We start from the raw sequence: 25,969 nt of genomic DNA, 5'->3' as shown, positions 1-25,969 counted from the left end.
CTTACGCCTCGCCGACCGTTTCGAACAGCACGGCTTCCATTGCCTTGGCCGCATCCATGCCGGACCAGACGACGAACTGGAAAGCCTGGAAATAGGCCTCGCAGGTGTCGAGCGCGCTGGAAAGCAGCACTTCCACCTGGCGGTTGGTCGGCTCGGCGCCGCCGGCAAGCAGCAGCGACTGCCTGAAGATGACGACGTCTTCCTGGCGCCAGAGGTCGAAATGCCCCATCAACACCTGCCCGTTGATCGCCGAGAGCAGCTTGACCACCTCGTTGACCCGGATGTCGGGGACCTTGATATCGAAGGCGCAGCCAAGATGCAGCGCCTCGAATTCCTCCATCCAGGAGAAGGAGACATGATAGTCCGCCCAGCGCCCCTCGACCGTCATCGCGATCTCGTCCTCGCCGGACCGTTCGAACGACCAGTCATTGTTGGAGGCCACGTACTCGATCATATCGACCGGGTTCGACTGACGCTCGACTTCCAATTCCATCAGGTTCATGCAGCACCTTCTTGACCGGAATGAATGCGACCTAACTTCGTGTACGAACACAAGAAAGACACACGCAAATACCGGAAACTACCACCGGATGATCGTTGAACCGCTACCAGACTTAACGCAGATAACCTGCCCGGAGCTTACCAAGTCGCTTCGAATCATCATTTAAAATCAGTGTATAATGACCCTTGCCACCTGCCAGCCCCCTGAGCGGAAAATAGGGCGCGGCCACTGTGGAAAGCACTTCGAAACTCAATTCAGAAGGGAGAATAAGCGACTCTGCGTATTGGCTTTTTTGGCAGTGTCCACAGGTGGAAAACTCACCTGAATTTTTTGTGACAGACACGGCATGGGGCAATGAGGCCATGCCGCGCCTCGCTTTCTGTCGGAACTCAGTGGCCTTCGCCGGCAAGCCTTGCTTCCAACGCCGCGATGCGGGCGGCAAGCGCCTCGTTTTCGTCGCGTGCCTTGATCGCCATCTCGCGCACGGCCTCGAATTCCTCGCGCTTGACGACGTCCATGCTGTTCAGCCAACGCTCGGCCTGGGCGTTGAAAGCCGTCTCGATCTCCTTGCGGACTCCCTGGGCAGCACCTGCCGCGTCGGTCATCAGCTTGGCGAACTCATCCATGATGCGGTTCGTTCCGGTCGTCATGGCGTTTTTCTCCCTTCGGATGCGGTGAATTCGACCCTTCCGGGCCTCGAAGATTGAGGTAGGGCTTCGCCATCGGCGATGCAAGCGCTTTGCACGGGATAGTCCTCGCCGGGCCGGGTGCGAAAGCGAGATCACGAACAATGGACTTGACCGTCCGGGATCACAGCGGCATGTTCCGCCGACCTTAACGGATGGGAAAACCTTGCCGATAGCCGCCAATCTCCTTGCCATCATGCCTTTCCCGGACATCGATCCGATCGCCTTTTCGATCGGTCCGCTGGCGATTCACTGGTACGGTCTCGCCTATGTCGCCGGCATTCTGCTTGGCTGGGCCTATGCCCGCCGCATTGCCGCCAACGACAGTCTCTGGCCAGGCAACGCGTCGCCGATATCAAGGGTGCAGCTCGACGATTTCATCGTCTGGGCAGCCCTCGGCGTCGTCCTCGGCGGTCGCCTCGGCTATATTTTCTTCTATGATCTCACAGCTGTCCTGCATGATCCCGTGCGCGCGGTTCAGATCTGGAACGGCGGCATGTCGTTCCATGGCGGCCTGGCTGGCACGACGATCGCCATGATCCTCTTTGCCCGCCGCCACGCCATTCCGATCTGGAGCCTGTTCGACATCGTCGCCACGGTCGTTCCCTTCGGACTGTTCTTCGGCCGCATCGCCAATTTCATCAATGGCGAACTCTGGGGCCGGTTGACCGACGTGCCCTGGGCCGTGGTCTTCCCGACCGGCGGTCCGTTCGCCCGCCACCCGAGCCAGCTCTACGAGGCCGGCCTCGAAGGCATCGTCCTGCTTCTGGTTCTGGCCGCCCTCGTCTACGGCATGCGCGCGCTGAAAAGCCCCGGCTTCGTCACCGGCGTCTTCGTCTGCGGCTATGCGCTGTCGCGCATCTTCGTCGAATTCTTTCGCGAGCCCGACGCCCAGCTCGGCTACCTCCTCGGCACCACTTGGCTGACGATGGGCATGGTTCTCTCTTCGCCGATGATCCTGCTCGGCCTCTGGGCGATGCTGCGCGCCCGTCGCCAGGCTGCGCTGCAGCTCTGACACGGCGGATAAACGACATGAACACCGCTCTCGGCGAAAAGATCAAGGCGATCATCCAGGCCAACGGCCCGATCAGCGTCACCGATTATTTCTCGCTCTGCCTCGCCGATCCCGAACATGGCTATTACCGCACCCGCGAGCCCTTCGGCCGTTCCGGCGATTTCGTCACCGCGCCGGAGGTCAGCCAGATCTTCGGCGAAATGATCGGCGTCTTCATCGTCCATGCCTGGCAGCGCCACGGCACGCCGGCGGATGTGCGCCTCGTCGAGATCGGGCCCGGCCGCGGTACGATGATGGCGGACATGCTGCGCGTCATCGCTCGCATCGCCCCGCCGCTTTTCGACACCATGACCGTGCATCTTGTCGAAACCAGCGAGCGCCTGCGCGACGTCCAGAGCCAGACGCTCGAAGGCTATGGCGAGAGAATCGCCTGGCACGACGGCTTCGACGAAGTCCCGCCCGGCTTCACCCTGATCGCCACCAATGAACTGTTCGACGCGATCCCGATCCGCCAGTTTGTCCGCACGCAGACAGGATTCCGCGAGCGCATGGTCGGGCTCGACGCCGACGGCGAGCTGACCTTTGCAGCCGGTGTCGCCGGCCTCGATCCCGCGCTGCTTCCCGAACCGGTGCAGAACCTGCCGCTCGGCACGCTCTTCGAGATTTCCCCTGCCCGCCAGGCGGTGATGATGGCGATCTGCGAGCGGCTGCGCGCCTTCAGCGGCACGGCGCTTGTCATCGACTACGGCCATCTCGTCACCGGTTTCGGCGATACGCTGCAGGCGGTGCGCATGCATGAATTCGACCCGCCGCTTGCCCATCCCGGCGAAGCCGATCTGACGAGCCATGTCGATTTCCAGCAGCTCGCCGAAACGGCGCTGACATCAGGCCTGCATCTGAACGGCGCCCTGCACCAGGGCGACTTTCTGACCGGCCTCGGCATTCTCGAGCGCGCCGCCGCTCTCGGGCGCGACCGCGAGCCGCAGACCCGGCAGGTCATCCAGACGGCGGTCGACAGGCTTGCCGGCGCCGGTGAAGGCCGGATGGGCGAACTCTTCAAGGTCATGGCCGTCTCGCACCCGGCCATCGATCTCATGCCCTTTCGTCCGGTGGATTGACAGGGCGCACGCGGCTGAGCCAACATCCCCGCGAACAGCAACTTGAAGCGCGCCGCCGATGCGATGCGCTCGGGACAATAACAAACCTCTCGAAAAGCCCGGAATCACAGATGCAGGACGCGGCCTCTCCCGCACCGATCGAAAGCGCGCTGCTGAACGAAGCGGCCGGCGCCGCCATCCGCCACGGTTATTTCACCCGGGCCGGCGGAGTTTCCGAAGGGATCTATCGCGGTCTCAATGTCGGCCTCGGCTCCAGCGACGAGCGGGGCAAGGTGATGGAAAACCGCCGCCGCGTCGCCGCCTGGTTCGATCTGCCGATCGAGCGGCTGGCAACCGTTCATCAGGTGCATTCTCCCGATGTCGTGACGATCGGCGCCGACTATGACGGCACTCGCCCCGATGCCGATGCGATGGTGACGGCAGTCCCCGGCATTGTGCTTGGCGTGCTGGCCGCCGATTGCGGCCCCATCCTCTTTGTCGATCCCGAAAATCGCGTCATCGGCGCCGCCCATGCCGGCTGGAAGGGTGCGCTGACGGGCGTGCTCGAAAACACCGTCGCAGCCATGGAAGCCCTGGGTGCCGAGCGCGGCAGCATACTGGCCTGCCTCGGCCCCTCGATCTGCCAGGAGAGTTACGAAGTCGGGCCGGAATTCGTCGATCGCTTCATCGCCGAAAATCCCGATTACGAGCGCTTCTTCATGCCTTCGGCAACGCCGGGCCACGCCATGTTCGATCTGCCGGCGCTGACTATCGACAGGCTGACCCGGGCCGGCGTTCGGGCCGAAAGCCTCGGCCTCTGCACCTATCCGGACAGCGAGCGCTTCTTTTCCTATCGCCGGACGACGCATCGCAAGGAGCCGGACTACGGCCGCCAGATTTCAGCGATATCAATCAGGGAGACTTGAGCAGAATGGCACTGCACTTCGAAAAGGCCGAGTTCGCAAGCCGACTTGCGCGCCTCACCGAGAAGATGAAGGAAGAAAAGCTCGACGCCCTGCTGCTCTTCGCCCAGGAAAGCATGTACTGGCTGACCGGCTACGACACCTTCGGCTACTGCTTCTTCCAGACGCTCATCGTCAAGAGCGACGGCACCATGGCGCTGATTACCCGCTCGGCCGATCTTCGCCAGGCCAAGCACACATCGATCCTTGAGGACATCCATATCTGGGTCGACAGGGTCAATGCCGATCCGACGCTCGACCTGAAGAACCTGCTGGTCGAGATGGATCTGCTCGGCGCCCGCATCGGCGTCGAATATGATACGCACGGCATGACCGGCCGCGTCGCCCGCCTGCTCGACGCGCAGTTGACCACTTTCGGCCAGATCGTCGACGCCTCCTATCTCGTCAGCCGCCTTCGCCTGATCAAGAGCCCGACCGAGATCGCCTATGTCGAACGGGCTGCAGACCTCGCCGACGACGCGCTCGACGCCGCGATCCGGCTGACGAAACCGGGCGCCGACGAGGCCGACATCCTCGCCGCCATGCAGGGAGCGATTTTTTCCGGCGGCGGCGACTATCCCGCCAACGAGTTCATCATCGGTTCAGCGGCCGACGCGCTGCTCTGCCGCTACAAGGCCGGCCGCCGCAAGCTCGACGCCAATGACCAGCTGACGCTCGAATGGGCCGGCGCCTACGCGCATTATCATGCCGCCATGATGCGCACGATCGTCATCGGCGAGCCGCTGCAACGCCATCGCGAGCTCTACAATGCCTGCCGCGAAACCATCGAAGCGATCGAGACCGTGCTGAAGCCCGGCCACACCTTCGGCGACGTCTTCGATATGCATGCCAGGATCATCGACGAGCGCGGCCTCGCCCGCCACCGGCTGAATGCCTGCGGTTATTCGCTCGGCGCCCGCTTCTCGCCCTCCTGGATGGAGCATCAGATGTTCCATGTCGGCAATCCGCAGCCGATCGAGCCGAACATGTCGCTTTTCGTGCACATGATCATTGCCGATTCCGATACGGGGACCGCGATGACGCTCGGACAGACCTATCTGACGACGGCGGATGCGCCGCGCGCACTGTCTCGCCATCCGCTCGATTTTATCGGCCTTTGAAGCCCGGGATTGACGGATGAGAATCCGGAATTGACAGACGACCATCCCCGCCCGCATAAATCGAGCGGGCTGATGCGATTGTGGGAAGGACGGATCACGGGATGACGCGAGCTGCGACAGTGCCCACGCTCCTGTTCGTCATGGCCCTGCTCACCGCCTGCAATACGACCGACGCGCTGACGCCGCAGGTCGGCATCGGCGATTCCTCCGGAGGCGCGCCGTCAAGCCCGGTGACCCAGCGTGAGGCCGAAGGTTTGGCGGGCACGCGTCAACCGGTTTTCGCCGCAGGCTCGCAGCCGAATGACTATCATCCGGCCTATAATCAATCGCAGGGAGCCTATCGGCCCGGCAGCGGCGCCCCGCCGACAACGATGCAGGAACAGGCCGACGCCCTGTCGAGGAACAGCGCTTCGCCCGCCGCCTCCGCCCCGATCGAGGGACAGGCGCTGCCGCCGGCGGCGGCCGGTGCCGGGTCTCAGGCACAGACCGGCCAGACGCTCGACGCGCAGCCGCAACAGACCGCCGCCCTCACGCCCGGCGCCTCTTCCGCCCGCGGCAATACAGTGCGCTTCCTGCCGATCATCGGCGCGCCGGTGCAGGCCGTCACGCCGCTTTCGCGCCAGCTCGGCGCCGAGGCGCGGGCGCACGGCCTTTCCATCAAGAGCTCGAACGATGCGAGCAGCGACTACATCCTCAAAGGCTATCTCTCCGCCTTCAGCGACGACGGCAAAGTCACCGTGGTCTATGTCTGGGACATTCTCGACAACGGCGGCGCACGCCTGCACCGCATTCAGGGGCAAGAAAGCGTGCCGACGGCCGCGGCCGATCCCTGGGCGGGCGTTCCGGCTTCGGTGATGCAGCAGATTGCCTCGAAAACCATCGTGGAATTCACCTCCTGGCGGCAGGCACAGGGCGGTTAGTCACAAACTTTTTGCAAATATCAAAGCCTGTGGCGCCTTTGCCCTTGCATTCACGGGGAAGCTGACTAAAAAGCGCGGCTATCAGCGCATAACAGGCGGACCAACATGAAGGTTTTCGCAGGCAATTCGAACCGGCAACTCGCCGAAGCGATCTGCAACTATCTCAACGTTCCCTTGGGGAAAGCCAGTGTCCGAAGGTTTGCCGATCAGGAAATCTTCGTGGAAATCCAGGAAAACGTTCGCGGCGAGGACGTTTTCCTCGTGCAGCCCACGTCCTATCCTGCCAACGACCATTTGATGGAACTGCTGATCATGATCGACGCCATGCGTCGTTCGTCAGCCCGCCGCATCACGGCCGTCCTCCCCTATTTCGGCTATGCCCGCCAGGACCGACGCGCCTCCGGCCGCACACCGATCTCGGCCAAGCTCGTCTCGAACCTGATCACTGAAGCCGGCGCCGACCGCGTCATGACGCTCGATCTCCACGCCGGTCAGATCCAGGGCTTCTTCGATATTCCGACAGACAATCTTTACGCGCTGCCGGTCCTGACGCGCGATATCAAGAGCCACTATGATCTCAGCAACGTCATGGTCGTCTCCCCTGACGTCGGCGGCGTCGTTCGCGCCCGTGCGCTCGCCAAGCGACTGGACTGTCTTCTGTCGATCGTCGACAAGCGTCGCGACCGGCCGGGTGAATCCGAAGTCATGAACATCATCGGCGACGTCACCGGCAAGGACTGCCTGCTGATCGACGATATCGTCGATTCCGGCGGCACGCTCTGCAATGCGGCCGATGCGCTGCTCGCCAAGGGCGCTTCCAGCGTCACCGCTTATATCACCCACGGCGTGCTGTCGGGCGGCGCCGTCACCCGCGTGACCTCGTCCAAGCTGCGCGAACTTGTCATCACCGACTCGATCCAGCCGACGACGGCCGTGCAGTCCGCCCATAATATCCGCGTCGTGACGACCGCTCCGCTGATCGGCGAAGCCATCAGCCGTACGAGCCAGGAAGAATCCGTCTCCAGCCTCTTCGATTAAAAGAGCCGGTATTCGACCGGCTCTTTCAATTTCTGCATCAGATGGACCAGACTATTCCCACGCATGCTCACCGAGCAGCATGAATTGCTGGAAACGAAAGCCCAGAATAAACCGTCGTTCCGATCGTCCGGCGAGCTTGTCACGTAAAGCGCAATTCCGTTCTCTACTCGGCGTCATCCTCGGCCTTGTGCCGAGGATCTATTGCCCTATCGACCGACGGCAGATGTACGGGACAAGCCCGAACATGACGAAAGAGGGTTTGCCGACTTTGTCAGCGGTCTGAGGCCGGCTTTGTGCCGGCTTTCTTGTGGTCAAAAAGCTGAGGCCGGCACAAGGCCGGCCTCTTTTGTTTCTTATCCCGATTGAAAGCGCTCAAGGCTGCTGCGGCGGCGCAGGTACCGCGTCCTGACTTTGATCCGGTTCCTGCTCCTGGTCCGGCTCTAACCCCTCATCCTGATCCGGACCATCCGGTCCCTTGATCTGCTGACCATTGACCGCCACGGAACCGTCGCGGCTGATGTTGATGTCCCAGCGCGAACGGCCGTCGGGATCGGTCTTGGCGAAGCCCTTCGCCATCATGATGCCGAAGGAGACTTGGTTGAGATCGGGATCGGTTTTGGCAAGTTCCTGAACCGCGGCGATCGTCTTGTCGAGATCGCGGGCAAGGATCATCGCCTCCATCGAATAGTCCTTCTCGGTGTCGACCCGCCCTTCGATCTTGCCCGTCATGTCGACGTCATAGACCCCAGACTTGGCACTGATCCTGGGAAACTCGACGGCAAACCGACCGTCCCGGAAGAGCGTCTTGCCCATCTCTTCGCCGCTCTTTTCCGGCGCTTTGTCCTTGAAATCCATCGCCATCAACGCATTGCCAAAGCTGGCGAAGTCCAGGTTTGGCACGGCAAGCTGCAGATCGAAGCTGGTCGGCATGAAGGTCGAGTAGTTTGCCGGCATCAGCGGGGTGTCGAGCCTGATCTCCTGCGCGTTCATGCCGAAACCGAAACGCATGGCATCGCTCGGCCCTTCGATGGCGACGGTGTAGCCGAATGCCTTGGCGCCGCCCTTGCCCATCTCGTTTGTGATGGACAGATCGTTGACCCCGATCGTCTCGCTGAACAAGGTCAGAAGCGGAAACGCTTCCTTCGCTATTGTCTTTATCTTGTCGGTATTTTCCGAGCTCAATTCCTTCTCGTCGGCATGGTCGAGCACGAAGAAGACCACGTCGCGGATCTGCTTCGCCGGCAGGCCGTTCACCTTGGCATCGACATTGATTGAGCCGGCACGAATTTCGATGGGCGGCATTTGCAGGCCGGAAACTTGCTCGACAAAACCAGACATCGAGGCGCTGCCGACGAAATCGATACGTCCGTTGCCGCCTGCACTGTCCGTCGAACTCAGCTTTTGGTCCATGCTGGCGATGGCGGCATGAACTTCCTCGGTTTCGGACTTGCTGGCGACCTTGACGTCCTTGACCGCAAAGGTGCCTGAGCGCAGATAGCTGATTGCCGGGTCGAAAACACCGCTATAGACGATCGAAGCGATGGAATAGGTGAAATTCGTTGTTTTCTGATCCGGGTCTTTAAAATGCCCGGAGACGTTGAACCTGTCGTCGCCTTCGATGTTCCAAAGCCCATTGTCGAGCGGCGTGGCGAATGTCGAGAACGGGGTAAGGCCGTTGATCGTGAAGGTCGCCGGATCCACTTTTGCAAGCAGCTTCGCCAGATCGTAGATGATCTCGTAGCGCGTGCCCGCCGGATTGACGGTGATGAAGCCGCTCTTCGCCAGATCATCGGGAAGCATCTTTGTCAGAGTGTCCCTGACGGTGTTGGCGCCATCCTGATTGATCTCCACGGCCTCGGCCGTGGCAAAAAGGCAAAGGGCAAGCAAGCTCGTTGCCGTAACAAGTTTGAGACGCATGGTCGGGTTTCTCCTCAGCCGCTTTTTTGAATGCGGCATCCAAAGATGCGAAGCGCGCCAATGTCAAGCCAAGTGGTAGCAGCCATTGACGATTTGCCATCTGGACGGGACGCGGTTTTGAGGTGATTTCAACGATGTTCGTCTTTTCAAGCCGAGGCCCCGGCGCGCCCGGGAATGGCCGCGGGGCTCCTTTGAGGACATTACCGTTGACAGCTGCAGGGCCGTCTGCCCAGCCTGAATCCGCAACTTGCGTTTCCGAGCGACTTATAATATAGGCCACCGGTCCGTGTAGACACCCTTGGAGGCAACGCGGATGAGGATGGGGAAACCCGCCTCCGGTTCGACGGAACAAGGCTTTTGCCCGCCGACGAACTCTCCAAATAACCTCGAAAGGAATAGCCATGAGCCAGGAAACTTACGAGCTCAAGGCCGAGGCGCGCGAACGGGTTGGTAAGGGGTCCGCCCGTGAACTTCGCCGCAACGGTTTGATTCCCGCTGTCATCTATGGTGACAAGCAGGCCCCCATTGCCATCGCTCTCAACACCAATGAGGTGACGAAGCGCATTCACGCCGGTGGTTTCATGACCACCGTCGCGACGATCGAGGTCGACGGCAAGAAGTACAAAGTTCTGCCGAAGGACTACCAGCTCGATCCGGTCCGCGATTTCACGATGCATGTCGACTTCCTACGCGTCTCCGGCAACACCCAGGTGAGCGTCGAAATCCCCGTTCACTTCATCAATGAAGAGAAGTCCCAGGGGCTCAAGGTCGGCGGCGTTCTGAACATCGTCCGCCACTCGGTCGAAGTTCATTGCCCGGCCGATGCGATCCCGGAATTCTTCAACGTTGACCTCAGCGGCAAGAAGATCGGCGACAGCATCCATATTTCGGAAGTCACTCTCCCGAAGGGCGTGACCCCGGTCATCGACCGCGACTTCACGATCGCGACCATCATTGCCCCGGCTGCCGGCGTCGACGAGACCGCCGCTGAAGGCGAAGCCGAAGCCTGATCGCTTCGACCAAGTTGTAAAGCATACGGCCCGCTTTCCCGTGCACTGGCCCCTGAACAGTTGTCGTCCAACTTTCAGGAGCCAGTTCACTGGGAAAGCGGGCTTTTCATTGCCCGGAAAAGACGTCCGTTTCTGCAAATTTAATATATTCGTGAAAGCATGCCCCGTCAGCTGTGAAGAAACCGGCCCGAACACGCGACAGCAAATATGGCCGGTCTGGAGGGGTAGACGGAACCATGAACAATTCCGTTGAGAACAGGTTTTTTGGGATTGTTTGCGGAGCGCTGCTTGTTTTTGTCGCTCCTCTCTTTGTTCTCTTTCTTTTTCTTTCCTCGGAGCGAGCCGACAAGGAAATACGCGACCATATCTCGGTTCTTCTTGTCGCCAATGCCCAGGCCCTGGCAAAGCCCCTCTGGGACCTCGATGAAGAAAGCGTCACCCAGATCAGCGCGACGGTCGTTTCTCAGGGCGCCATCGTCAAGGTCGAAGTGCGCGACCAGTCAGGCCAGCTCGACGTCAGCCAGTCCACCATTCCGCGCTCCTTCGATGGCAAGCTCGTGCAGGTGTCGCGCGCCATCATCTACAACACCATCGATGGCCCGAAGAACCTCGGCAGCATCAGCGTCTACTATCCCGCCCTCGGCCTGTTTTCCGGCCTGAAGCAGGAAGAGGTCGTCTTCATTTCGATCTTCATCTTCGCGGTTTTGACCGTTTTCGGCACCGCGCTGATCGGCAACCGCTTCTTCGTCATCCAGCCGCTGATGCGGCTGACGGCGGCGATCGAGGCGACCCGCCAGCTCGGCTCCCGCCATCACGTCGACTGGCAGTCGAACGACGAGATGGGACGGCTTGCCCGCAGCTTCAACGAGATGCAGACCAAGCTCGAAAGCGAGGAGAAGGAGCTGAAGCTCGCCCATCGCCGCGCCACCGATATCTACAATCTCACCCCTGCCATGCTCTTCTCGCTCGATGAGGAAGACCGCATTACCGCCGTCAGTGACTATTGGCTGCTCGCCACCGGCTATGATCGCGCCGCCGTCATCGGCCGCAACTTCGCCGATCTCGTCACGGCAAATACCCGCGACAAGTTCGTCAAGCGCCGCCGGGCCGAAAGCGGCATGGCGGTTACCGTCAAGTTCGTCTGCCTGGACGGCCGCACCATGGACGTCCTTATCATGGAATCGGAAGCTGGCGCCGGCGCTCACGATCGCCTTTCACTGTCGGTCATGACCGATGTGACCGAGCTCAAGGCCTCCGAGGATCGCAACCATCGCCAGGCAATCACCGATCACCTGACCGGGCTTCTCAACCGCCAGGGTTTCGAAGCCGTGCTCGACAGCAAGATCGCCGCGGCAGACGCCGCCGGCCAGGAACTCGCCTGCCTCTTCGTCGATCTCGACCGCTTCAAGTGGATCAACGACAATATGGGCCATGCCGCCGGCGACAGGGCACTGATCGAGCTGGTTGAGCGCCTGAAGACCCATCTTGCTCCCTCCGACGAGGCGGCTCGTCTCGGCGGCGACGAATTCGCCATCCTGCTGCCGGCGAAGGACGCCGAAAAGCGCGCCAAGGCGATGTGCGAGCAGATTGCCTCGATCTTCGAAACGCCATTTGCCCCGGACATGCATCTGAGCGCTTCGATCGGCATCGCCATCTACCCGCATCATGCCGCGGCCGCATCCGAACTGCTGCAGAAATCCGACATGGCGATGTATGCCAAGAAACGCGACGGCAAGAATGGCGCGCAACTCTTCGACAACGCCATGCTCGACCGCGCCCGCAGCCGCGCCGAAATCGAGGCCAATATCGAAGCCGGTCTTGCCGAGAACTGGTTCGAGGCCTTCCTGCAGCCGATCGTCAACTTGAACGGCCGCGGTATTGCCGGTTTTGAAGCGCTGATGCGTCTCAACCATCCGCAGAAGGGCCTGATGCCGCCGACCGAGATCATCAGTGTCGCCGAGGAGACAGGAAAAATCGTCCGCGTCGGCAATGTCATCATGGAAAGGGCGATCGCCCATCTCGCCAAGATTTCCCACATATCCGGCATGCAGGATACCTATCTCGCCATCAATTTCTCGCCGCTTCAGTTCGAGCCGGCTCTGCCGGCCAGGCTTGCCGCCATTGTCGGTCGCCACGGCATCCGCCCCGAACGCATCGTCGTCGAAATCACCGAAGCCGTGCTGATGCACGACAACCCAGAGATTCGCATGATCGTCACCGAGCTTCGCCGCTTCGGCTGCCGCATCGCGCTCGACGATTTCGGCACCGGCTATTCGTCGCTCAGCTACCTCAACCGCTTCCCTGTCGATATCATCAAGATCGACCAGTCCTTCACCCGCGCGATCAACGACGGCGACGATGACGTCCGCCAGAAGAGCCGCATGCTGATCGAAGGCATCACCACGCTGTCCCACAAAATGAACTGCACCGTCATCGCCGAGGGCATCGAGACCGAAGAGGAATGCCGCACGCTCCACCAGATGGGGCTGGACTATGGCCAGGGCTACCTCTTCCATCGCCCGCAGCACGCAGCCAAGCTCATCGAGGAACTGATGGCCCCGCAATCGGCCGTCGCGCGCGCCTCGTAAACGAAGAACCAAGGAGATAATCCGATGAAAAAGCTCCTGCTTCTCGCATGCCTGGCGCTGCCCTGCGCCGCCCATGCGCAGACAATCAATTTCACGACCGAGGATTACGCCCCCTTCAACTATCGCGAAGGCAAGGAGATCAAGGGCGCGACCGTCGAGCAGGTCGAAAAGGTGATGGCCGCGATCGGCGTCGACTACACGATCGAGGTCTTGCCCTGGGCGCGCGCTTTCGGCCTCGCCCGCACGGCGCCGATGACCTGCGTTTTCGCCACCGCCCACAACAGCACCCGCGACCCGCTGTTCAAATGGATCGAGCCGCTGCTGATCGATCGCAATATCCTGATCACCCGCAAGGGCTCCGGCGTCACCGCCGGCAATCTGGACGAGGCGAAGAAATATACGATCGGCACGCAGCGGGAGGATTACACCGAGACGACCCTGAAGGAGAAGGGCTTCACCAAGCTCGACGTCGCCAGCGACTTCAACGCGACGCTGCGCAAGCTGCTCAGCGGCCGCATCGACATGATGCCGATCTCCGAACTCTATTTCGACAAGCTGAAGGCCGATCAGCCGGTGGAGATGGTGACGGTGCTCTCCGCCCAGCCGATGGGCATTGCCTGCGAAAAGAGCTTTCCGGACGATCTGCGCGCCAAGATGCAGGCCGCTCTCGACAAGCTGATCGCCGATGGCGACCAGAGAAAGATTTTCCTGAAATATGGCATGAACCTGTCGGACTGATGCTTCCCTTTCCGCTTGACATTGCGCGGATTTCCGGGTGGTGAACAGCGGCAAAGCTTAAGCGAGGAATGACAGGCCATGCTGATCATCGCGGGTCTCGGCAATCCCGGCGCCAAATACGCCGGCAACCGTCACAATATCGGCTTCATGGCCGTCGACGCCATCCATCGGCACCACAGCTTTTCGCCCTGGTCGAAAAAGTTCAGGGGCGAGATCGCCGAAGGCGAACTCGCCGGCGAGAAGGTGCTGCTGATCAAGCCCCAGACCTACATGAACCTCTCCGGCGAGGCCGTCGGCGAGGCGATGCGCTTCTACAAGCTCCAGCCCGCCGACCTTGTCGCGATTTATGACGAGCTCGACCTTCCCGCTGGCAAGGCGCGGCTAAAGACCGGCGGCGGCCATGGCGGCCACAACGGCATCAGGTCGCTGGACGCCCATTGCGGCAAGGAATACCGGCGCCTGCGCCTCGGCATCGGTCATCCCGGCGTCAAGGAAATGGTGCAGAATCATGTGCTCGGCGATTTCGCCAAGGCCGACAGGGACTGGCTGGAACCGCTGCTCGACACGCTCGCCGACAATGCCGAGATGCTGGTGCGGAACGAGGATTCGCAGCTGATGAACAAGATCGCGCTGGCGCTCGGCGGCCAAGCCGAGGAGGAAAAACCGCGCAGAGACAAGGATGGCGAAAAGAAACCGGCCGGTCAGTCGCACATCCGCCAGGCCCGTAGCAGCAATCAGCAGAAACTCCCCGCCACCGGGCCGATGGCCGAGATGCTGAAGAAGATGTTCGGCAATAAGGGGGAATGAGTTCGGTGCCGGACCAGGATTTCGCCATCCGCCCCGCAACTGCCGGCGATCTTCCGGAACTGGGCGTCCTCTACCGGCATTTGAACCCGACAGATCCCGTTCTCGACAAGGCCATGGCAGAAGAGCGTTTCTCCGCCATCCTCGCCCATCCCGGCATGACCGTCTTCATTGCCTTTGCCGGCGATGTCGCCGCCGCCACCGCCACGCTGATCGTCGTGCCGAACCTGACGCGGGGAGCCGCCTCCTATGCGCTCATCGAAAACGTCGTCACCCACGCCGACCACCGCCGGCAGGGTTTTGCCGGCGCCGTCATCGGTCATGCGGTGGAGCAAGCCTGGAAGGCCGGCTGTTACAAAGTGATGCTGCTGACCGGCTCCAAGAACCCTGCGACGCTTCGCTTCTACGAGAATTGCGGCTTCATCCAGGACAAGACCGGCTATCAGATCCGCCGCGCCTGAGCCGGCTATTCCTCGGGCTCCGTCGTGAACATCAACGGAAAGCCCATCTCCTTGGCAAGGTCGATGCCCTCCTTGGCCTTGGTCTCGGCAATGTCCTTGGCGCAGACCACGACCACGCAGGAACCGAGCTTGTGCGCCGTCATCATCACCCGATAGCCGGTCTCCTCGCTCATGCGGAAGACAACCTTCAGGATCACGATGACGAATTCGCGCGGCGTATAATCGTCGTTGACGAGGATGACCTTGTAGAGCTTCGGCTTGTCCAGCTTCGGCTTCACCTTGGTCTTCGGCTTCAGGGCAACGTCGTTGTCACTCATCGGAAAATCCACCCGTTGATGACATGGTCAGGAACCTCAAAACAATTAATCATTGTCGATGACGAATTTTCGACGGTGCGCCGTGCCTGCCGCCTCGATCAGGAAATTGGCCGCCGAGTTGAGGCCGGATGTGCGGCCGGCAGGAGCGACCGTGCATCTGACGAAATCCGTAATGCATCGAAACCGCGATCGCCCTCGGAAATAGGCCGGCACCGTTCCTTGGGCAAGTGAGCAACGTTAAAAGCTCGCTAAGACTTGACCATATTGCTCCTTTATCCCATAGGCACCAGCAAGAAATTCAAGAACAGCAGGTTTTAGCCATGGGCTTCAAATGCGGCATCGTCGGTCTGCCGAACGTCGGCAAATCGACCCTCTTCAACGCGCTCACCAAGACGGCGGCGGCACAGGCGGCGAATTATCCCTTCTGCACCATCGAGCCGAATACCGGCGAAGTCGCCGTACCCGATCCGCGCATGCGCAAGCTTGCCGACATCGCCAAGTCCAAGGAACTGATCCCGACCCGCATCTCCTTCGTCGATATCGCCGGTCTGGTGCGCGGTGCCTCGAAGGGTGAAGGCCTCGGCAACCAGTTCCTCGCCAATATCCGCGAAGTCGATGCCATCGTGCATGTGCTACGCTGTTTCGAAGACAGCGACATCACCCATGTCGAGGGTCGCATCAACCCCGTTGCCGATGCCGAGACGATCGAGACCGAGCTGATGCTCGCCGACCTCGAAAGCCTGGAACGCCGCACCGAGCAGACGCGCAAGCGCGCCACCGGCAAGGACAAGGAGTCGATGGCGATGCTGCCGATCATGGAAGCGTCGCTGAAGCTGCTCAACGAGGGCAAGCCGGTGCGCACGCTGCTGTCGACGCTCGATGCCGAGGAGATCGCCATCCTCAAGGGCCTCAACTTGCTGACCTCGCATCCGGTGCTTTATGTCTGCAACGTCGCCGAAAGCGACGCCTCGACCGGCAATGAATTCACCGAAGCAGTGGCCGCCATGGCCAGGGAACAGGGTGCCGAAACCGTCGTCATCTCGGCGGCGATCGAGGCTGAGGTCGCCCAGCTTCCCGAGGATGAGGCCAAGGAATTCCTCTCTGCCCTCGACCTTGACGAGGCGGGCCTCGACCGGCTGATCCGCGCCGGCTACAAGCTGCTCCACCTCATCACCTATTTCACCGTCGGCCCGAAGGAAACGCGCGCCTGGACGATCGAGCGCGGCACCAAGGCGCCGCAGGCTGCCGGCGTCATCCATTCGGATTTCGAGCGCGGCTTCATTCGCGCCAACACCATCGCCTATGACGACTACATCAAATTCAACGGCGAAGTCGGTGCCAAGGATGCCGGCAAGGCGCGCGACGAAGGCAAGGAATACGTCGTCCAGGACGGCGACGTCATCCACTTCCGCTTCAACACCTAAATAACAGACCGCTGCCGGCTTAACCCGGCGGCAGCCTGTTTGCGATGGCCGGCGGCAGTGCCCTGAGCACCAGCCGCCGAAGCGGCATCCAGCCGGTGCCGATGATCAATACGATCGCGCCGACGATAATCAGCGTCGTGAAGATATAGGTGTCGACCGTGGCGCTTCCCTGTCGGAAGACGCCGAAGATCGCAACGCCGAGCGACAGCAGTCCCGAGGTGACGAAGGCGCGCCGGTCGATGATGAGACCGATCAGCATTAACATCGCCACCGTCGCGACGACCACGGGTGTCCGCGACGACATGTTCGCGACGTCGAAGATACGAACGTCTCCCCCGAGCGACAGCAGGGAAACAGTGCTGTAGAGCAGCGCCGGCGCCGCGCCGAGATGCAGCCAGAAAGCAATATCCGAACGCGTTGTCCGCCGCAGCCGGTCGCCGAGATCGAAATAGAGCGCCATCGCAAACAGTCCGAGCGCGCAGACGAGGGCAACCAGGGCCAGCACGATGGGATGATCGAGGAAAAAAGCCGGATTGCCGCTTGCCCACTGTACCACACGCAAAAGCAGGGTGAGGATGAAGGCAAGCACCGACATGATAGAGAGCGCCAGCGAAAGCGGTACGCGGTAGCGGGCATAATAGGCGCCGAGAATGATCGGGAAACCGGCGACGAACTGCGTCGCCTCCGCTCCGAAGGATGTAGCGGTCGGCGTCCACGGCGGAAAGAATCGCGACATCAGCAGCCAGGTCCAGCAGAACAGCGCGATCGTCAGGCTGACGGCCGGCAGAGCGAGTCGCTGGCGGCGCACCAGGATTTCCGAAAGGATGATGATCGCGGGCAGCACGGCATAAAGCGCAGAAAGCCCCCAGAGGCCGCCGAGCGCCACGACGACGCCGATGGTGATCAGCACGTCGTGAAACCCGCGCACGAAGCGCGGCGTCTCCGTGTCCGACCATGCCGGTCCGTCGGCGGCTGTCGGCTGCGGCTCGACAACCGCCACGCCGCGCTCAGTCAGGAAAGGCAGAAGCCGCCCGCCCGCCTCCGGCGAAATCAACCCCTGGCGCGCCGCCTCGTCGAGTATCGACTTCAGTTCCGTCATGCCGGTTTATCTCCCCGGAATCATTGAGCCCGCGCGGATGCTATTGTAAGCACTAGAGCATGATGCCGAAAAGTGTGAGCGGTTTTCGGGCGACATCATGCTCTAACTCTTTAATGGAGAACAGGATTCAGATTTTTAGGCCGATTCGGCCTAAACTCATCCTGTTCTAGGCGCTGCATATGACGGAGGAGCGAATGTCGGCAGAAAAGCTTTCCTTCGAGGATTTTGAGCCCGGTCGCCGCTTTCCCCTCGGCCCGAAGCTGGTGAGCGCCGGAGAAATCATCGAATTCGCCAGCGAATTCGATCCGCAGCCGATGCATCTCGACGAGGCTGCCGGCCGCGCCAGCATTCTCGGCGGTCTTGCCGCCTCCGGCTGGCATACGTCCGCGATGCTGATGCGCATGATGGCCGACAGTTACATCCTGAACGCGCTCTGCGAGGGTGCGCCCGGCATCGATCTGATGGAATGGCGAAAGCCGGTGCTTTCAGGCGACACGCTGCATGGCCACTCGACCGTGCTTGAAGCCCGGCCGATGCGCTCGCGCCCCGGCATCGGCATTGCCAAGTTCCGCCACGAGGTGGAAAATCAGCGCGGTGAACTCGTTTGTCTCTCGGAAAACTCGGTCATGATCCGCATGCGCCCTGCCCCAGGCATCAGCACGAGCCCGGAGATGACAGCATGAGAATGTCCGAACTTTACGCCGTCGGCGAAAAGGCCGAGATCGGCAGCTACGTCTTCACCGAGGAAAACATCATCGACTTCGCGACGCGCTACGATCCGCAGCGTTTTCACGTCGACAAGGAAGCCGCCAAAGAAACCCTGTTCGGTGGTCTTTGCGCTTCGGGCTGGCACACCACCGCCGCCTGGATGCGCACCTTCCTCGCTTTCTGGAAACGTCAGAGCGTCGCCCTCGCGCAGAGAGGGCTGGCGGCACCGAACCTCGGTCCTTCGCCGGGTTTCCAGAAACTGCAGTGGTTGCGGCCGATCTTCCCAGGCGACGTCGTGACCTACTCCGTCGCCCTCCTCTCCAGCCGGCCGCTCGCGTCGCGGCCGGGCTGGCACCTCAACACCATCCTCTGCGAAGGCGTCAATCAGAACGGCGATCCCGTCATGCGCTTCGAAAGCGGCGTCCTCGAGTACGACTGAGGCCGCCGGCAGCGAGGGCGGGCTCAGTGTCCGGAAAATTCGACCAGCGTGTGCACGCTGATGCCGAGTTCTTCCAGCTTCCGGCGGCCGCCGAGATCGGGCAGATCGATGACGAAGCAGGCGCCGACCACCTCCGCGCCGATCTGACGCAGCAGCTTCGTAGCCCCGACGGCCGTGCCGCCGGTGGCGATCAGATCGTCGACCAGGATCACCTTCTCGCCGGGCTCGATCGCATCGCGATGCATCTCCATCTCGTTCCACGCCATATTCCAGGCTGTAGGCGATACGAACGGTGTCATGCGGCAGCTTGCCCTTCTTCCGGATCGGCACGAAGCCCGAGGAAAGCTGATGCGCCACCGCGCCGCCGAGAATGAAACCGCGCGCCTCCATGCCGGCGATCTTGTCGATCTTGGTTCCCGCATAGGGCTGCACGAGCTCATCGACCGCCCTGCGGAAGGCGCGGGGATTGCCGAGCAGCGTGGTGATGTCACGGAAAATGATTCCGGGCTTCGGATAGTCGGGGATGGAACGGATGCTGGCTGCGAGCTCCGACGTCGTATTGTCCATGGAAAGTCCATATCTGCGAGGGCATGAAACGGCCGCACCCTACTGCATAATTCCTCAAATCGAAATCGATTTAGGGATAAAATTATCCGGCAGTTCAAGGCGCTACGGCCCCTTTGTGCGTCAGAAAGGACGTGGCGTCGCTGAGACGCATGAGGCTGGACGCACAAGCGGCTTTCGGGGAGGATACGTCAGCGAGCCAATGGAATCGCCGGCAACAAAAAAGGCGGCCCGTGAGCCGCCTTTTCGAATTCGGACAAGGAAGGCTCAATGCTCCTTGTTGGCGTAGACCGAGCGCTTCGTGAGGTAGATCAGCACGCTGAAGATCGCCAGGAAGATCATCACCATGAAGCCGGTGCGCTTGCGCTCCTCCAGATGCGGCTCGGCAGCCCACATCAGGAAAGCGGTGACGTCCTTGGCATACTGGTCGACGGTCGCCGGTGCGCCGTCGTCATAGGTGACCTGGCCATCGGAGAGCGGCTTCGGCATGGCGAGGACGGCAGCAGCATTGAAATAAGGGTTGTAATGTCCACCCTGCGGCACCTGGAAACCCGCCGGCGGCTCTTCATAGCCGGTCAGCAGCGAATAGATATAGTCAGGGCCGCTTTCCTGATACTGCGTGAAGATGTCGACAACGAACTGCGGAAAGCCGCGGGTGACGGCGCGGGCCTTGGCGATCAGCGAGAAATCAGGCGGAGCCGCGCCATTGTTGGAAGCGGCCGCGGCTTCGGCATTCGGGAAAGGCGACGGGAAGTAATCGGAAGGCACCGCCTTGCGGGTAAACATCTCGCCGCTCGCGTCAGGACCGTCCTGAACCTCATAATTTGCAGCGAAAGCCTTCACCTGTGCCTCGGAATAGCCGAGATCGCCGAGCGTGCGGAAAGGCACGAGCGTCATCGAATGACAGGCTGCACAGACTTCCGTGTAGACCTTGAGGCCACGCTGGAGCTGGCCCTTGTCGTAATGACCGAACGGACCGGCGAAAGACCATTCCTCCTCCTTCGGGTGCTTCAGCGGATAATGCGGCGTCTCACCTTCCGCGTGATGAGCCGGAGCCGCACCGTTGGCGGGCGCCTCCTCGGCCAGAGCCGCGCCGCTGAGACCGGCAACGACAGCGAGCGAGAGAATGCTTGCAACAAGCGTTTTCATGTTTCTGTTCCCTTCCGTCGCGCGCTTACGCATTGGCCGCTGCACCGGCGGCAGCTGTCTTGTTGCGCTTCTCGAGCACGGCTTCGGTGATCGAGTTCGGTATGCGGCGCGGCGTCTCGACGAGGCCGAGCACCGGCATGGCCACCAGGAAGAAGGCGAAGTAGAGGAGCGTGCAGATCTGCGAAACGATCACGAAGCTGCCTTCCGCCGGCTGTGAGCCGAGCCAGCCGAGGATGATCGCGTTGATCACAAACAGCCAGAAGAACAGCTTGTACCAGGGACGGTAGACCGCCGAGCGAACCTTCGACGTATCGAGCCAGGGCAGGAAGAACAGCACGATGATCGCGCCGAACATCACCAGCACGCCGCCGAGCTTGGAGTCGATCGGGCCGATGTTGAAGGTGATCGAACGCAGCATCGCGTAGAACGGCAGGAAGTACCATTCCGGAACGATGTGAGCCGGCGTCTTCAACGGGTCGGCCGGGATGTAGTTGTCGGCATGGCCGAGGAAGTTCGGCATGTAGAAGACGAAATAGGCATAGACCAGCAGGAAGACCGAAACGCCGAGCGCATCCTTCATCGTCGCATAGGGCGTGAAGCGCACGGTATCGGTCTTGGTTTTGACTTCGACACCCGTCGGGTTCGTCTGGCCGGTGACGTGCAGCGCCCAGATGTGCAGGACGACGACGCCGGCGATCATGAAGGGCAGCAGGTAGTGCAGCGAGAAGAAGCGGTTCAGCGTCGGCTGTTCGACGGCAAAGCCGCCGAGCAGGAACTGTTGGAGCGATTCACCGATCATCGGGAAGGCCGAGAAGAAGCCGGTGATGACGGTCGCGCCCCAGAAGGACATCTGGCCCCAGGGCAGGACGTAGCCCATGAAGCCGGTCGCCATCATCAGCAGGTAGATGACCACGCCGAGGATCCAGAGGATTTCGCGCGGCGCCTTGTAGGAACCGTAATAGAGGCCGCGGGCGATATGCAGGTAGACGGCGACGAAGAAGAAGGATGCGCCGTTGGCATGCAGGTAGCGCAGCAGCCAGCCGTGGTTGACGTCGCGCATGATCTTTTCAACGGAATTGAAGGCGATCGCGGTGTCGGCGGTGTAATGCATGGCGAGCACGATGCCCGTCAGGATCTGCACGACAAGCATGACGGAGAGCATGGCGCCGAACGTGTAGGCATAGTTCAGGTTTCTCGGAACCGGATATGCCACGAAGCTGTCATAGACCATGCGCGGCAGCGGCAGGCGCGCATCGACCCATTTCTCGAAGCCGGTTGATGGTTCGTAGCTGGAATGGCCACTCATAAATCAGTCTCCCCTCAACCGATCTTGATTTTGGTATCGGACACAAATGAAAAGGTCGGAATCGCCAGATTTTCGGGCGCGGGACCCTTCCGGATGCGGCCGGCCGTATCGTAGACCGAGCCATGGCAGGGACAGAACCAACCATTGTATTCGCCGGCCTGGCCGAGCGGGACGCAGCCGAGATGGGTGCAGGTGCCGATCATGACGATCCAGTTTTCCTTGCCTTCGCCGCCAGAGCGGTCAACGCCTGTTGCCTGAGCGTCCACAGGAAGGTTTGCGTTGCGGGCCACCGGATCCTTGAGATCCCCGAGCGGAACATCGGCTGCGGCTTTCACTTCTTCCGGCGTGCGGTTGCGGATGAAGATCGGCTTGCCGCGCCACTTGACGGTCAGCGACATGCCGGGCTCAAGGCTCGCGACATCGACTTCGATGGATGCCAGCGCCAGCGTCGACGCATCCGGGCGCATCTGATCGATGAACGGCCACGCAAACGCAGCGGCGCCGACAGCACCTGCCATACCGGTGGTGAGATAAAGGAAATCACGGCGAGTGGGCTCTGTCGAAGCCTCGCTTGTCGTTTCGTGTTCGCTCACGGCTTAACCATCCTCTGCGCAATTATCGCGGAATTCCGCCCTGCCCCCTCTGCCGAGGAATCAAACCAGACACAATTCGGCCATAGATTCCCCGGCATTCCGGCGCGTTCTAAGCTTGATCGCAAATTATGTCCAGCCTTGACAAGGGGATGAGGGCACAATGTCGCGGGAAATTTCGGATGAATTTTTTAAGGCAAATACGAGCTTGCCGGCATGTTGCATTGCAACAAAAAAGCCGTCGTGATAGGCGCAGTCGCAATCACGCCAGCGAGCCGGACCGAAGCGGATGAGAGACACGATTTTTTGCGTATTCAGCGTCCTCACGACCCTGGCCCTGGCCATCGTCTCGTTGCGCTATGTGACCGATTTTTATCTGCTTTCCTTCTTTTTCAGCTTTCAGCTCCATCTGGCGGCGGCCGCGGCGCTCGCCTCCCTCGCGGCCTTGCTTGTCAAGCGCCATTGGTATGGCCTGCTGACGCTCGGCATATCACTGGCTCTTGCCGTCCATGGCATCGTGATGACCCGTGAATTTGTCCAGCCCGCCGTCGATGATAACCGCCCGGTTCTTTTCCGGCTGATGTCCTTCAACATCGAAAACGATAATTTCGCAAACGGTGCCGCGATCGCCGACATGGCGATTGCCTCAGGCGCCGATGTCGTCAACATCCTCGAGGCCGAGCCGGTCCTGTCGGAACTGCCGCGGCTTATGAAAACCTATCCCTATTATGTCGGCTGCGGCATCGGCATGCAGGAATGCGATACGCTGGTCCTGTCGAAGCGCCCGCTCATCGAGCCGCGCATCCGCAGTCTCGGCCTGCTGTGGCGCAATCGGCTGACGATCTCGACGGTCGATTTCGACGGCCGCAAAGTCAATTTCCTGACCGCGCATCTGACCAAACCCTATTACGACGAGTTCTACGGTCTGGAGCTCGAGGACCTCGCCGCGATCGCCCCCACCCTGCCGGGACCGCTGGTGCTGGCCGGCGATTTCAACTCGTCCATCCTGACGCCGGGCGTACAGGACCTTCTGCGCAGAGAAGGCTTCGCCACCGTATCACTGGAACCCGCAACCTGGCCGATCGCCGCCGGCGCCTTCGGCATTCCGATCGACCACGTCTTTGCGAGGGCGCCCCTGCGGCTGAAATCGGTGCGCCGCATCGCCCACAGCTACGGATCAAACCATTTTGGCCTCATGGCGGAATTCGCCATCACCCCCTGAGCCGAGATCTTCGTCCGCCGCGAGGAAGCCGCCGGACTGGCGCGTCCAAAGTTCGGCATAGAGCCCGCCTTCGCGAAGCAGTTCGTCGTGGCTGCCCTCCCCGATGATCCGGCCGAGATCAACGACGATCAGCCGGTCGAGCGCAGCAATCGTCGACAGCCGGTGGGCGATCGCAAGCACGGTCTTGCCCTCCATGATCCGATGGAGATTGGACTGGATCGCTTCCTCCACTTCCGAATCGAGCGCCGACGTCGCTTCGTCGAGAACCAGGATCGGAGCGTCCTTCAGCATCACCCGGGCAATCGCAATGCGCTGCCGCTGGCCGCCCGACAATTTGACGCCGCGCTCGCCGACATGCGCGTCGAAACCTCTGCGGCCCTGTTGATCCTGCAGGCGGGCGATGAAGTCGATGGCTTCGGCACGCCGGGCCGCCTCGACCAGCCGCTCCTCGCCGGCATCCGGCCGGCCGAACAGGATATTGTCGCGCACCGAACGATGCAGCAGCGAAGTATCCTGGCTGACGACGCCGATCTGCATCCGGAGCGATTCCTGCGTCACGGCCGATATATCCTGGCCATCGATGAGGATGCGGCCCTCCTGGAGGTCGTAGAGGCGCAGCAGGAGGTTCATCAGTGTCGATTTTCCAGCGCCCGAACGGCCGACGATCCCGACCTTCTCACCGGGGCGGATGGTCAGGGAGAAATTGTCGACGACCGGCTCCTGCCCCTTGCCGTAGTGGAAGGAAACATTGTCGAAACGAATGCCGGGCCGGCGGATCACCAGGCTCTGCGCATCAGGGCGATCGACAAGCCCGAGAGGCTGGGAGATCAGCTCGGCGGCATTCTGGATGGTGCCGAGATTGCGCATGATGCCGTTGAATTGCGTCATCAGCCGCCCGAGCAGGAAATTCAGCCGGAGCACCAGCGCCAGCGAGAATGCCACTGCGCCGGCGCTGACCAGGCCGCGCAGCCAGAGATCGACGCTCAAGCCCGCCATCGTCACGATCATCAGGCCGGAAAGCAACGCCATCGAGGCCCTGACGCCGGTGATGAATCGCGTGAAGCGCAGCACCGTATCCTGATAAATATCGAAGCCCTGGCGCATGTAGCGGTCGCTCTCTTCGTCGCGGGCAAACAACTTCAGCGTCTGCATATTGCTATAGGAGTTGACCATCCGGCCGTTCAGCATCGATCCGGCTTCCGCCGTCTCGCGGGAATGATGGCGGATCCGCGGGACGAAGTGACGGGCAAGCAAGCTGAAGGCGCCGAGCCAGAACAGCACGACGGCGGCGAGCGAAAAATCCAGCCGGGCGACGAGCACAAGTGTCGTCACGGCATAAATTCCGACAAACCAGACGCTCTCCATCAGCGAGGTCACGAGATCGCCGGTTGCCTGGCCGGCTGACCAGACCTTCGTAACGATGCGCCCGGAGAAATCGCTCTGGAAGAAGGACAATGATTGTCTTGAGACGTGGAGATAAGATTGCCAACGTGCTAGATTGTAGAAGCCCGGCGTGATCACCTGCTGATCGACGAGGGCAATCAGAAAGGCGACGACGAAGCGCACGAGCCCGATGAGAGCGAGCATGCCGAACAGTTCGCCGCCGTGGGCCGCAAGAAGACCGCTCCAGCCGGCGCCAGGCGTAATGCTGGCGAGAATATCGACGAGGCGTCCGACGAACCAGAAAAGTGCGGCTTCGATTGCCGCCGATGCGCCGCCGAGTATGAGCATGGCGATGAACGGCATCCTCGTCTGGCCGATATAGAACCAGATGAAGCCGAGCGTTGTCTGCGGCGGCTGAAGATTGGCGCGCGGGCGGAACGGATCGATCCAGGTCTCGAACAGGCGGAAGATGGGTCGCAAGAACATGGAAGCGATATAGGCGGATTGAGAGGAGCGGCAAAGGGAATGAAAAGCGGACGCAATCTTATATTTTTGTAATGATCGGTAACATCGGCGGCATCTCCATTGATTGCCCGCCGATCCGTCACAATCTGACGATAGGATCGCGCTTCAACGGAGGGAAGGCCATGGAAACGAAAATGCTCGATGCGCATATTCCGCTTCCGCTCGCAGCGAGGTTGGATGCCCTGGCCGCCGACCTGGCCCTGCCGCGCGACGTGATCGTCGCCGAGGCCATAACCGCCTGGCTCGACAGCGAGGAACGCCGTCGCATCACCACGCTGCGCACGCTCGCGGCCGCCAACACCATCGTCGTCGTCGAACACGACCGGGTGATCGACTGGGCCGACAGCCTTTGAACAAGGGAAACGGCGCCCTGTGCCCCATTGG

At 61.2% G+C, this 25,969-nt stretch carries 25 protein-coding genes and 1 pseudogene; 16 read left to right on the top strand and 10 right to left on the bottom strand.

Annotated elements, in window-relative coordinates; genetic code table 11:
- Nucleotide 1: 1 nt before the first annotated feature.
- Nucleotides 2-502, bottom strand: a complete 501-nt coding sequence (locus tag MHI61_RS08320) for a YbjN domain-containing protein (protein WP_004680153.1) — start codon at nt 500-502, stop codon at nt 2-4.
- A gap of 389 nt (nt 503-891) precedes the next feature.
- Nucleotides 892-1,152, bottom strand: a complete 261-nt coding sequence (locus MHI61_RS08315) for an accessory factor UbiK family protein (protein WP_064684479.1) — start codon at nt 1,150-1,152, stop codon at nt 892-894.
- Nucleotides 1,153-1,354: 202 nt separating this feature from the next.
- Here MHI61_RS08315 and lgt point away from each other — a divergent pair, with 202 nt between their 5' ends.
- The 6 genes from lgt (at nt 1,355) to MHI61_RS08285 (ending at nt 7,341) form a co-directional block, all read left to right on the top strand.
- Nucleotides 1,355-2,203 (top strand): prolipoprotein diacylglyceryl transferase, encoded by an 849-nt coding sequence (gene lgt, locus MHI61_RS08310; RefSeq protein ID WP_239791632.1) that lies wholly within the window; start codon nt 1,355-1,357, stop codon nt 2,201-2,203.
- Nucleotides 2,204-2,220: 17 nt separating this feature from the next.
- Entirely contained in the window at nt 2,221-3,321 is a 1,101-nt protein-coding gene (locus tag MHI61_RS08305; RefSeq protein WP_239791631.1) for a class I SAM-dependent methyltransferase, read from the top strand.
- A gap of 110 nt (nt 3,322-3,431) precedes the next feature.
- A complete protein-coding gene (gene pgeF / locus MHI61_RS08300) occupies nt 3,432-4,226 on the top strand; it encodes a peptidoglycan editing factor PgeF (protein ID WP_239791630.1) in 795 nt (264 codons plus the stop codon).
- 5 nt (nt 4,227-4,231) lie between these two features.
- Entirely contained in the window at nt 4,232-5,383 is a 1,152-nt protein-coding gene (locus MHI61_RS08295) for a Xaa-Pro peptidase family protein (protein ID WP_239791629.1), read from the top strand.
- A gap of 101 nt (nt 5,384-5,484) precedes the next feature.
- A complete protein-coding gene (locus MHI61_RS08290) occupies nt 5,485-6,303 on the top strand; it encodes a hypothetical protein (RefSeq protein ID WP_239791628.1) in 819 nt (272 codons plus the stop codon).
- A 105-nt stretch (nt 6,304-6,408) separates the two neighbouring features.
- On the top strand, nt 6,409-7,341 hold the full coding sequence (locus MHI61_RS08285) for a ribose-phosphate pyrophosphokinase (protein ID WP_010035373.1): 933 nt from the start codon (nt 6,409-6,411) through the stop codon (nt 7,339-7,341).
- Nucleotides 7,342-7,713: 372 nt separating this feature from the next.
- On the opposite strand, the gene MHI61_RS08280 is transcribed toward MHI61_RS08285, so the two are convergent.
- Nucleotides 7,714-9,258 carry a hypothetical protein gene (locus MHI61_RS08280; RefSeq protein WP_239791627.1) on the bottom strand — a complete coding sequence of 515 codons (1,545 nt, stop codon included), beginning with the start codon at nt 9,256-9,258 and terminating at the stop codon, nt 7,714-7,716.
- 401 nt (nt 9,259-9,659) lie between these two features.
- On the opposite strand from MHI61_RS08280, the gene MHI61_RS08275 reads away from it, so the two are divergent.
- The 5 genes from MHI61_RS08275 to MHI61_RS08255 all read left to right on the top strand — a co-directional run bounded on the left by MHI61_RS08275 (nt 9,660) and on the right by MHI61_RS08255 (nt 14,859).
- On the top strand, nt 9,660-10,268 hold the full coding sequence (locus MHI61_RS08275) for a 50S ribosomal protein L25/general stress protein Ctc (RefSeq protein ID WP_239791626.1): 609 nt from the start codon (nt 9,660-9,662) through the stop codon (nt 10,266-10,268).
- Nucleotides 10,269-10,504: 236 nt separating this feature from the next.
- The gene (locus MHI61_RS08270) at nt 10,505-12,856 is read left to right on the top strand and encodes an EAL domain-containing protein (protein ID WP_239791625.1); all 2,352 of its coding nucleotides are present in this window, start codon (nt 10,505-10,507) and stop codon (nt 12,854-12,856) included.
- A 24-nt stretch (nt 12,857-12,880) separates the two neighbouring features.
- Complete coding sequence (locus MHI61_RS08265) at nt 12,881-13,594, top strand: transporter substrate-binding domain-containing protein (protein WP_239791624.1); 714 nt, start codon at nt 12,881-12,883, stop codon at nt 13,592-13,594.
- Between the two features lie 78 nt (nt 13,595-13,672).
- Nucleotides 13,673-14,401, top strand: a complete 729-nt coding sequence (gene pth, locus MHI61_RS08260) for an aminoacyl-tRNA hydrolase (RefSeq protein WP_239791623.1) — start codon at nt 13,673-13,675, stop codon at nt 14,399-14,401.
- On the top strand, nt 14,398-14,859 hold the full coding sequence (locus MHI61_RS08255) for a GNAT family N-acetyltransferase (RefSeq protein WP_239791622.1): 462 nt from the start codon (nt 14,398-14,400) through the stop codon (nt 14,857-14,859). The genes pth and MHI61_RS08255 overlap by 4 nt, the downstream gene beginning before the upstream one ends.
- A 5-nt stretch (nt 14,860-14,864) precedes the next feature.
- Here MHI61_RS08255 and clpS read toward each other — a convergent pair whose 3' ends face one another.
- Complete coding sequence (clpS, locus tag MHI61_RS08250; protein WP_004680128.1) at nt 14,865-15,176, bottom strand: ATP-dependent Clp protease adapter ClpS; 312 nt, start codon at nt 15,174-15,176, stop codon at nt 14,865-14,867.
- Between the two features lie 320 nt (nt 15,177-15,496).
- Between clpS and ychF the strand changes: the two genes are divergently transcribed.
- Nucleotides 15,497-16,600 (top strand): redox-regulated ATPase YchF, encoded by a 1,104-nt coding sequence (gene ychF / locus MHI61_RS08245; RefSeq protein WP_097578583.1) that lies wholly within the window; start codon nt 15,497-15,499, stop codon nt 16,598-16,600.
- Between the two features lie 19 nt (nt 16,601-16,619).
- Here ychF and MHI61_RS08240 read toward each other — a convergent pair whose 3' ends face one another.
- Nucleotides 16,620-17,699 (bottom strand): hypothetical protein, encoded by a 1,080-nt coding sequence (locus tag MHI61_RS08240; protein WP_239791621.1) that lies wholly within the window; start codon nt 17,697-17,699, stop codon nt 16,620-16,622.
- A 194-nt stretch (nt 17,700-17,893) separates the two neighbouring features.
- On the opposite strand from MHI61_RS08240, the gene MHI61_RS08235 reads away from it, so the two are divergent.
- Together MHI61_RS08235 and MHI61_RS08230 are read left to right on the top strand one after the other, a co-directional pair.
- Entirely contained in the window at nt 17,894-18,382 is a 489-nt protein-coding gene (locus MHI61_RS08235; protein WP_239791620.1) for a MaoC family dehydratase, read from the top strand.
- Complete coding sequence (locus MHI61_RS08230; protein ID WP_239791619.1) at nt 18,379-18,846, top strand: MaoC family dehydratase; 468 nt, start codon at nt 18,379-18,381, stop codon at nt 18,844-18,846. The genes MHI61_RS08235 and MHI61_RS08230 overlap by 4 nt, the downstream gene beginning before the upstream one ends.
- A gap of 23 nt (nt 18,847-18,869) precedes the next feature.
- On the opposite strand, the pseudogene MHI61_RS08225 reads toward MHI61_RS08230, so the two are convergent.
- The 4 genes and pseudogenes from MHI61_RS08225 to petA form a co-directional block, all read right to left on the bottom strand.
- A pseudogene (locus MHI61_RS08225) lies at nt 18,870-19,413 on the bottom strand (adenine phosphoribosyltransferase).
- Nucleotides 19,414-19,677: 264 nt separating this feature from the next.
- Nucleotides 19,678-20,559, bottom strand: a complete 882-nt coding sequence (locus MHI61_RS08220) for a cytochrome c1 (protein WP_183843294.1) — start codon at nt 20,557-20,559, stop codon at nt 19,678-19,680.
- A gap of 25 nt (nt 20,560-20,584) precedes the next feature.
- Nucleotides 20,585-21,865: a cytochrome b N-terminal domain-containing protein gene (locus tag MHI61_RS08215; RefSeq protein WP_239791618.1), complete on the bottom strand. Its 1,281-nt coding sequence runs from the start codon at nt 21,863-21,865 to the stop codon at nt 20,585-20,587.
- 14 nt (nt 21,866-21,879) lie between these two features.
- The gene (petA, locus tag MHI61_RS08210) at nt 21,880-22,458 is read right to left on the bottom strand and encodes a ubiquinol-cytochrome c reductase iron-sulfur subunit (protein ID WP_239791617.1); all 579 of its coding nucleotides are present in this window, start codon (nt 22,456-22,458) and stop codon (nt 21,880-21,882) included.
- Between the two features lie 286 nt (nt 22,459-22,744).
- On the opposite strand from petA, the gene MHI61_RS08205 reads away from it, so the two are divergent.
- On the top strand, nt 22,745-23,677 hold the full coding sequence (locus MHI61_RS08205) for an endonuclease/exonuclease/phosphatase family protein (RefSeq protein WP_239791616.1): 933 nt from the start codon (nt 22,745-22,747) through the stop codon (nt 23,675-23,677).
- Here the strand turns inward: MHI61_RS08205 and MHI61_RS08200 are convergent.
- Complete coding sequence (locus MHI61_RS08200; RefSeq protein ID WP_239791615.1) at nt 23,633-25,546, bottom strand: ABC transporter ATP-binding protein; 1,914 nt, start codon at nt 25,544-25,546, stop codon at nt 23,633-23,635. The two genes, MHI61_RS08205 and MHI61_RS08200, sit on opposite strands and share 45 nt — an antisense overlap.
- Before the next feature lie 161 nt (nt 25,547-25,707).
- On the opposite strand from MHI61_RS08200, the gene MHI61_RS08195 reads away from it, so the two are divergent.
- Nucleotides 25,708-25,938: a CopG family transcriptional regulator gene (locus MHI61_RS08195; protein WP_239791614.1), complete on the top strand. Its 231-nt coding sequence runs from the start codon at nt 25,708-25,710 to the stop codon at nt 25,936-25,938.
- The last annotated feature ends 31 nt before the right edge of the window (nt 25,939-25,969 follow it).

Source organism: Rhizobium sp. K102, from assembly GCF_022385315.1.
In the GTDB taxonomy this organism is placed as follows: Bacteria; Pseudomonadota; Alphaproteobacteria; order Rhizobiales; family Rhizobiaceae; genus Rhizobium; species Rhizobium croatiense.
Note: the sequence above shows the minus strand (reverse complement) of the source record. Positions and strands in the feature narration are given on the sequence as shown.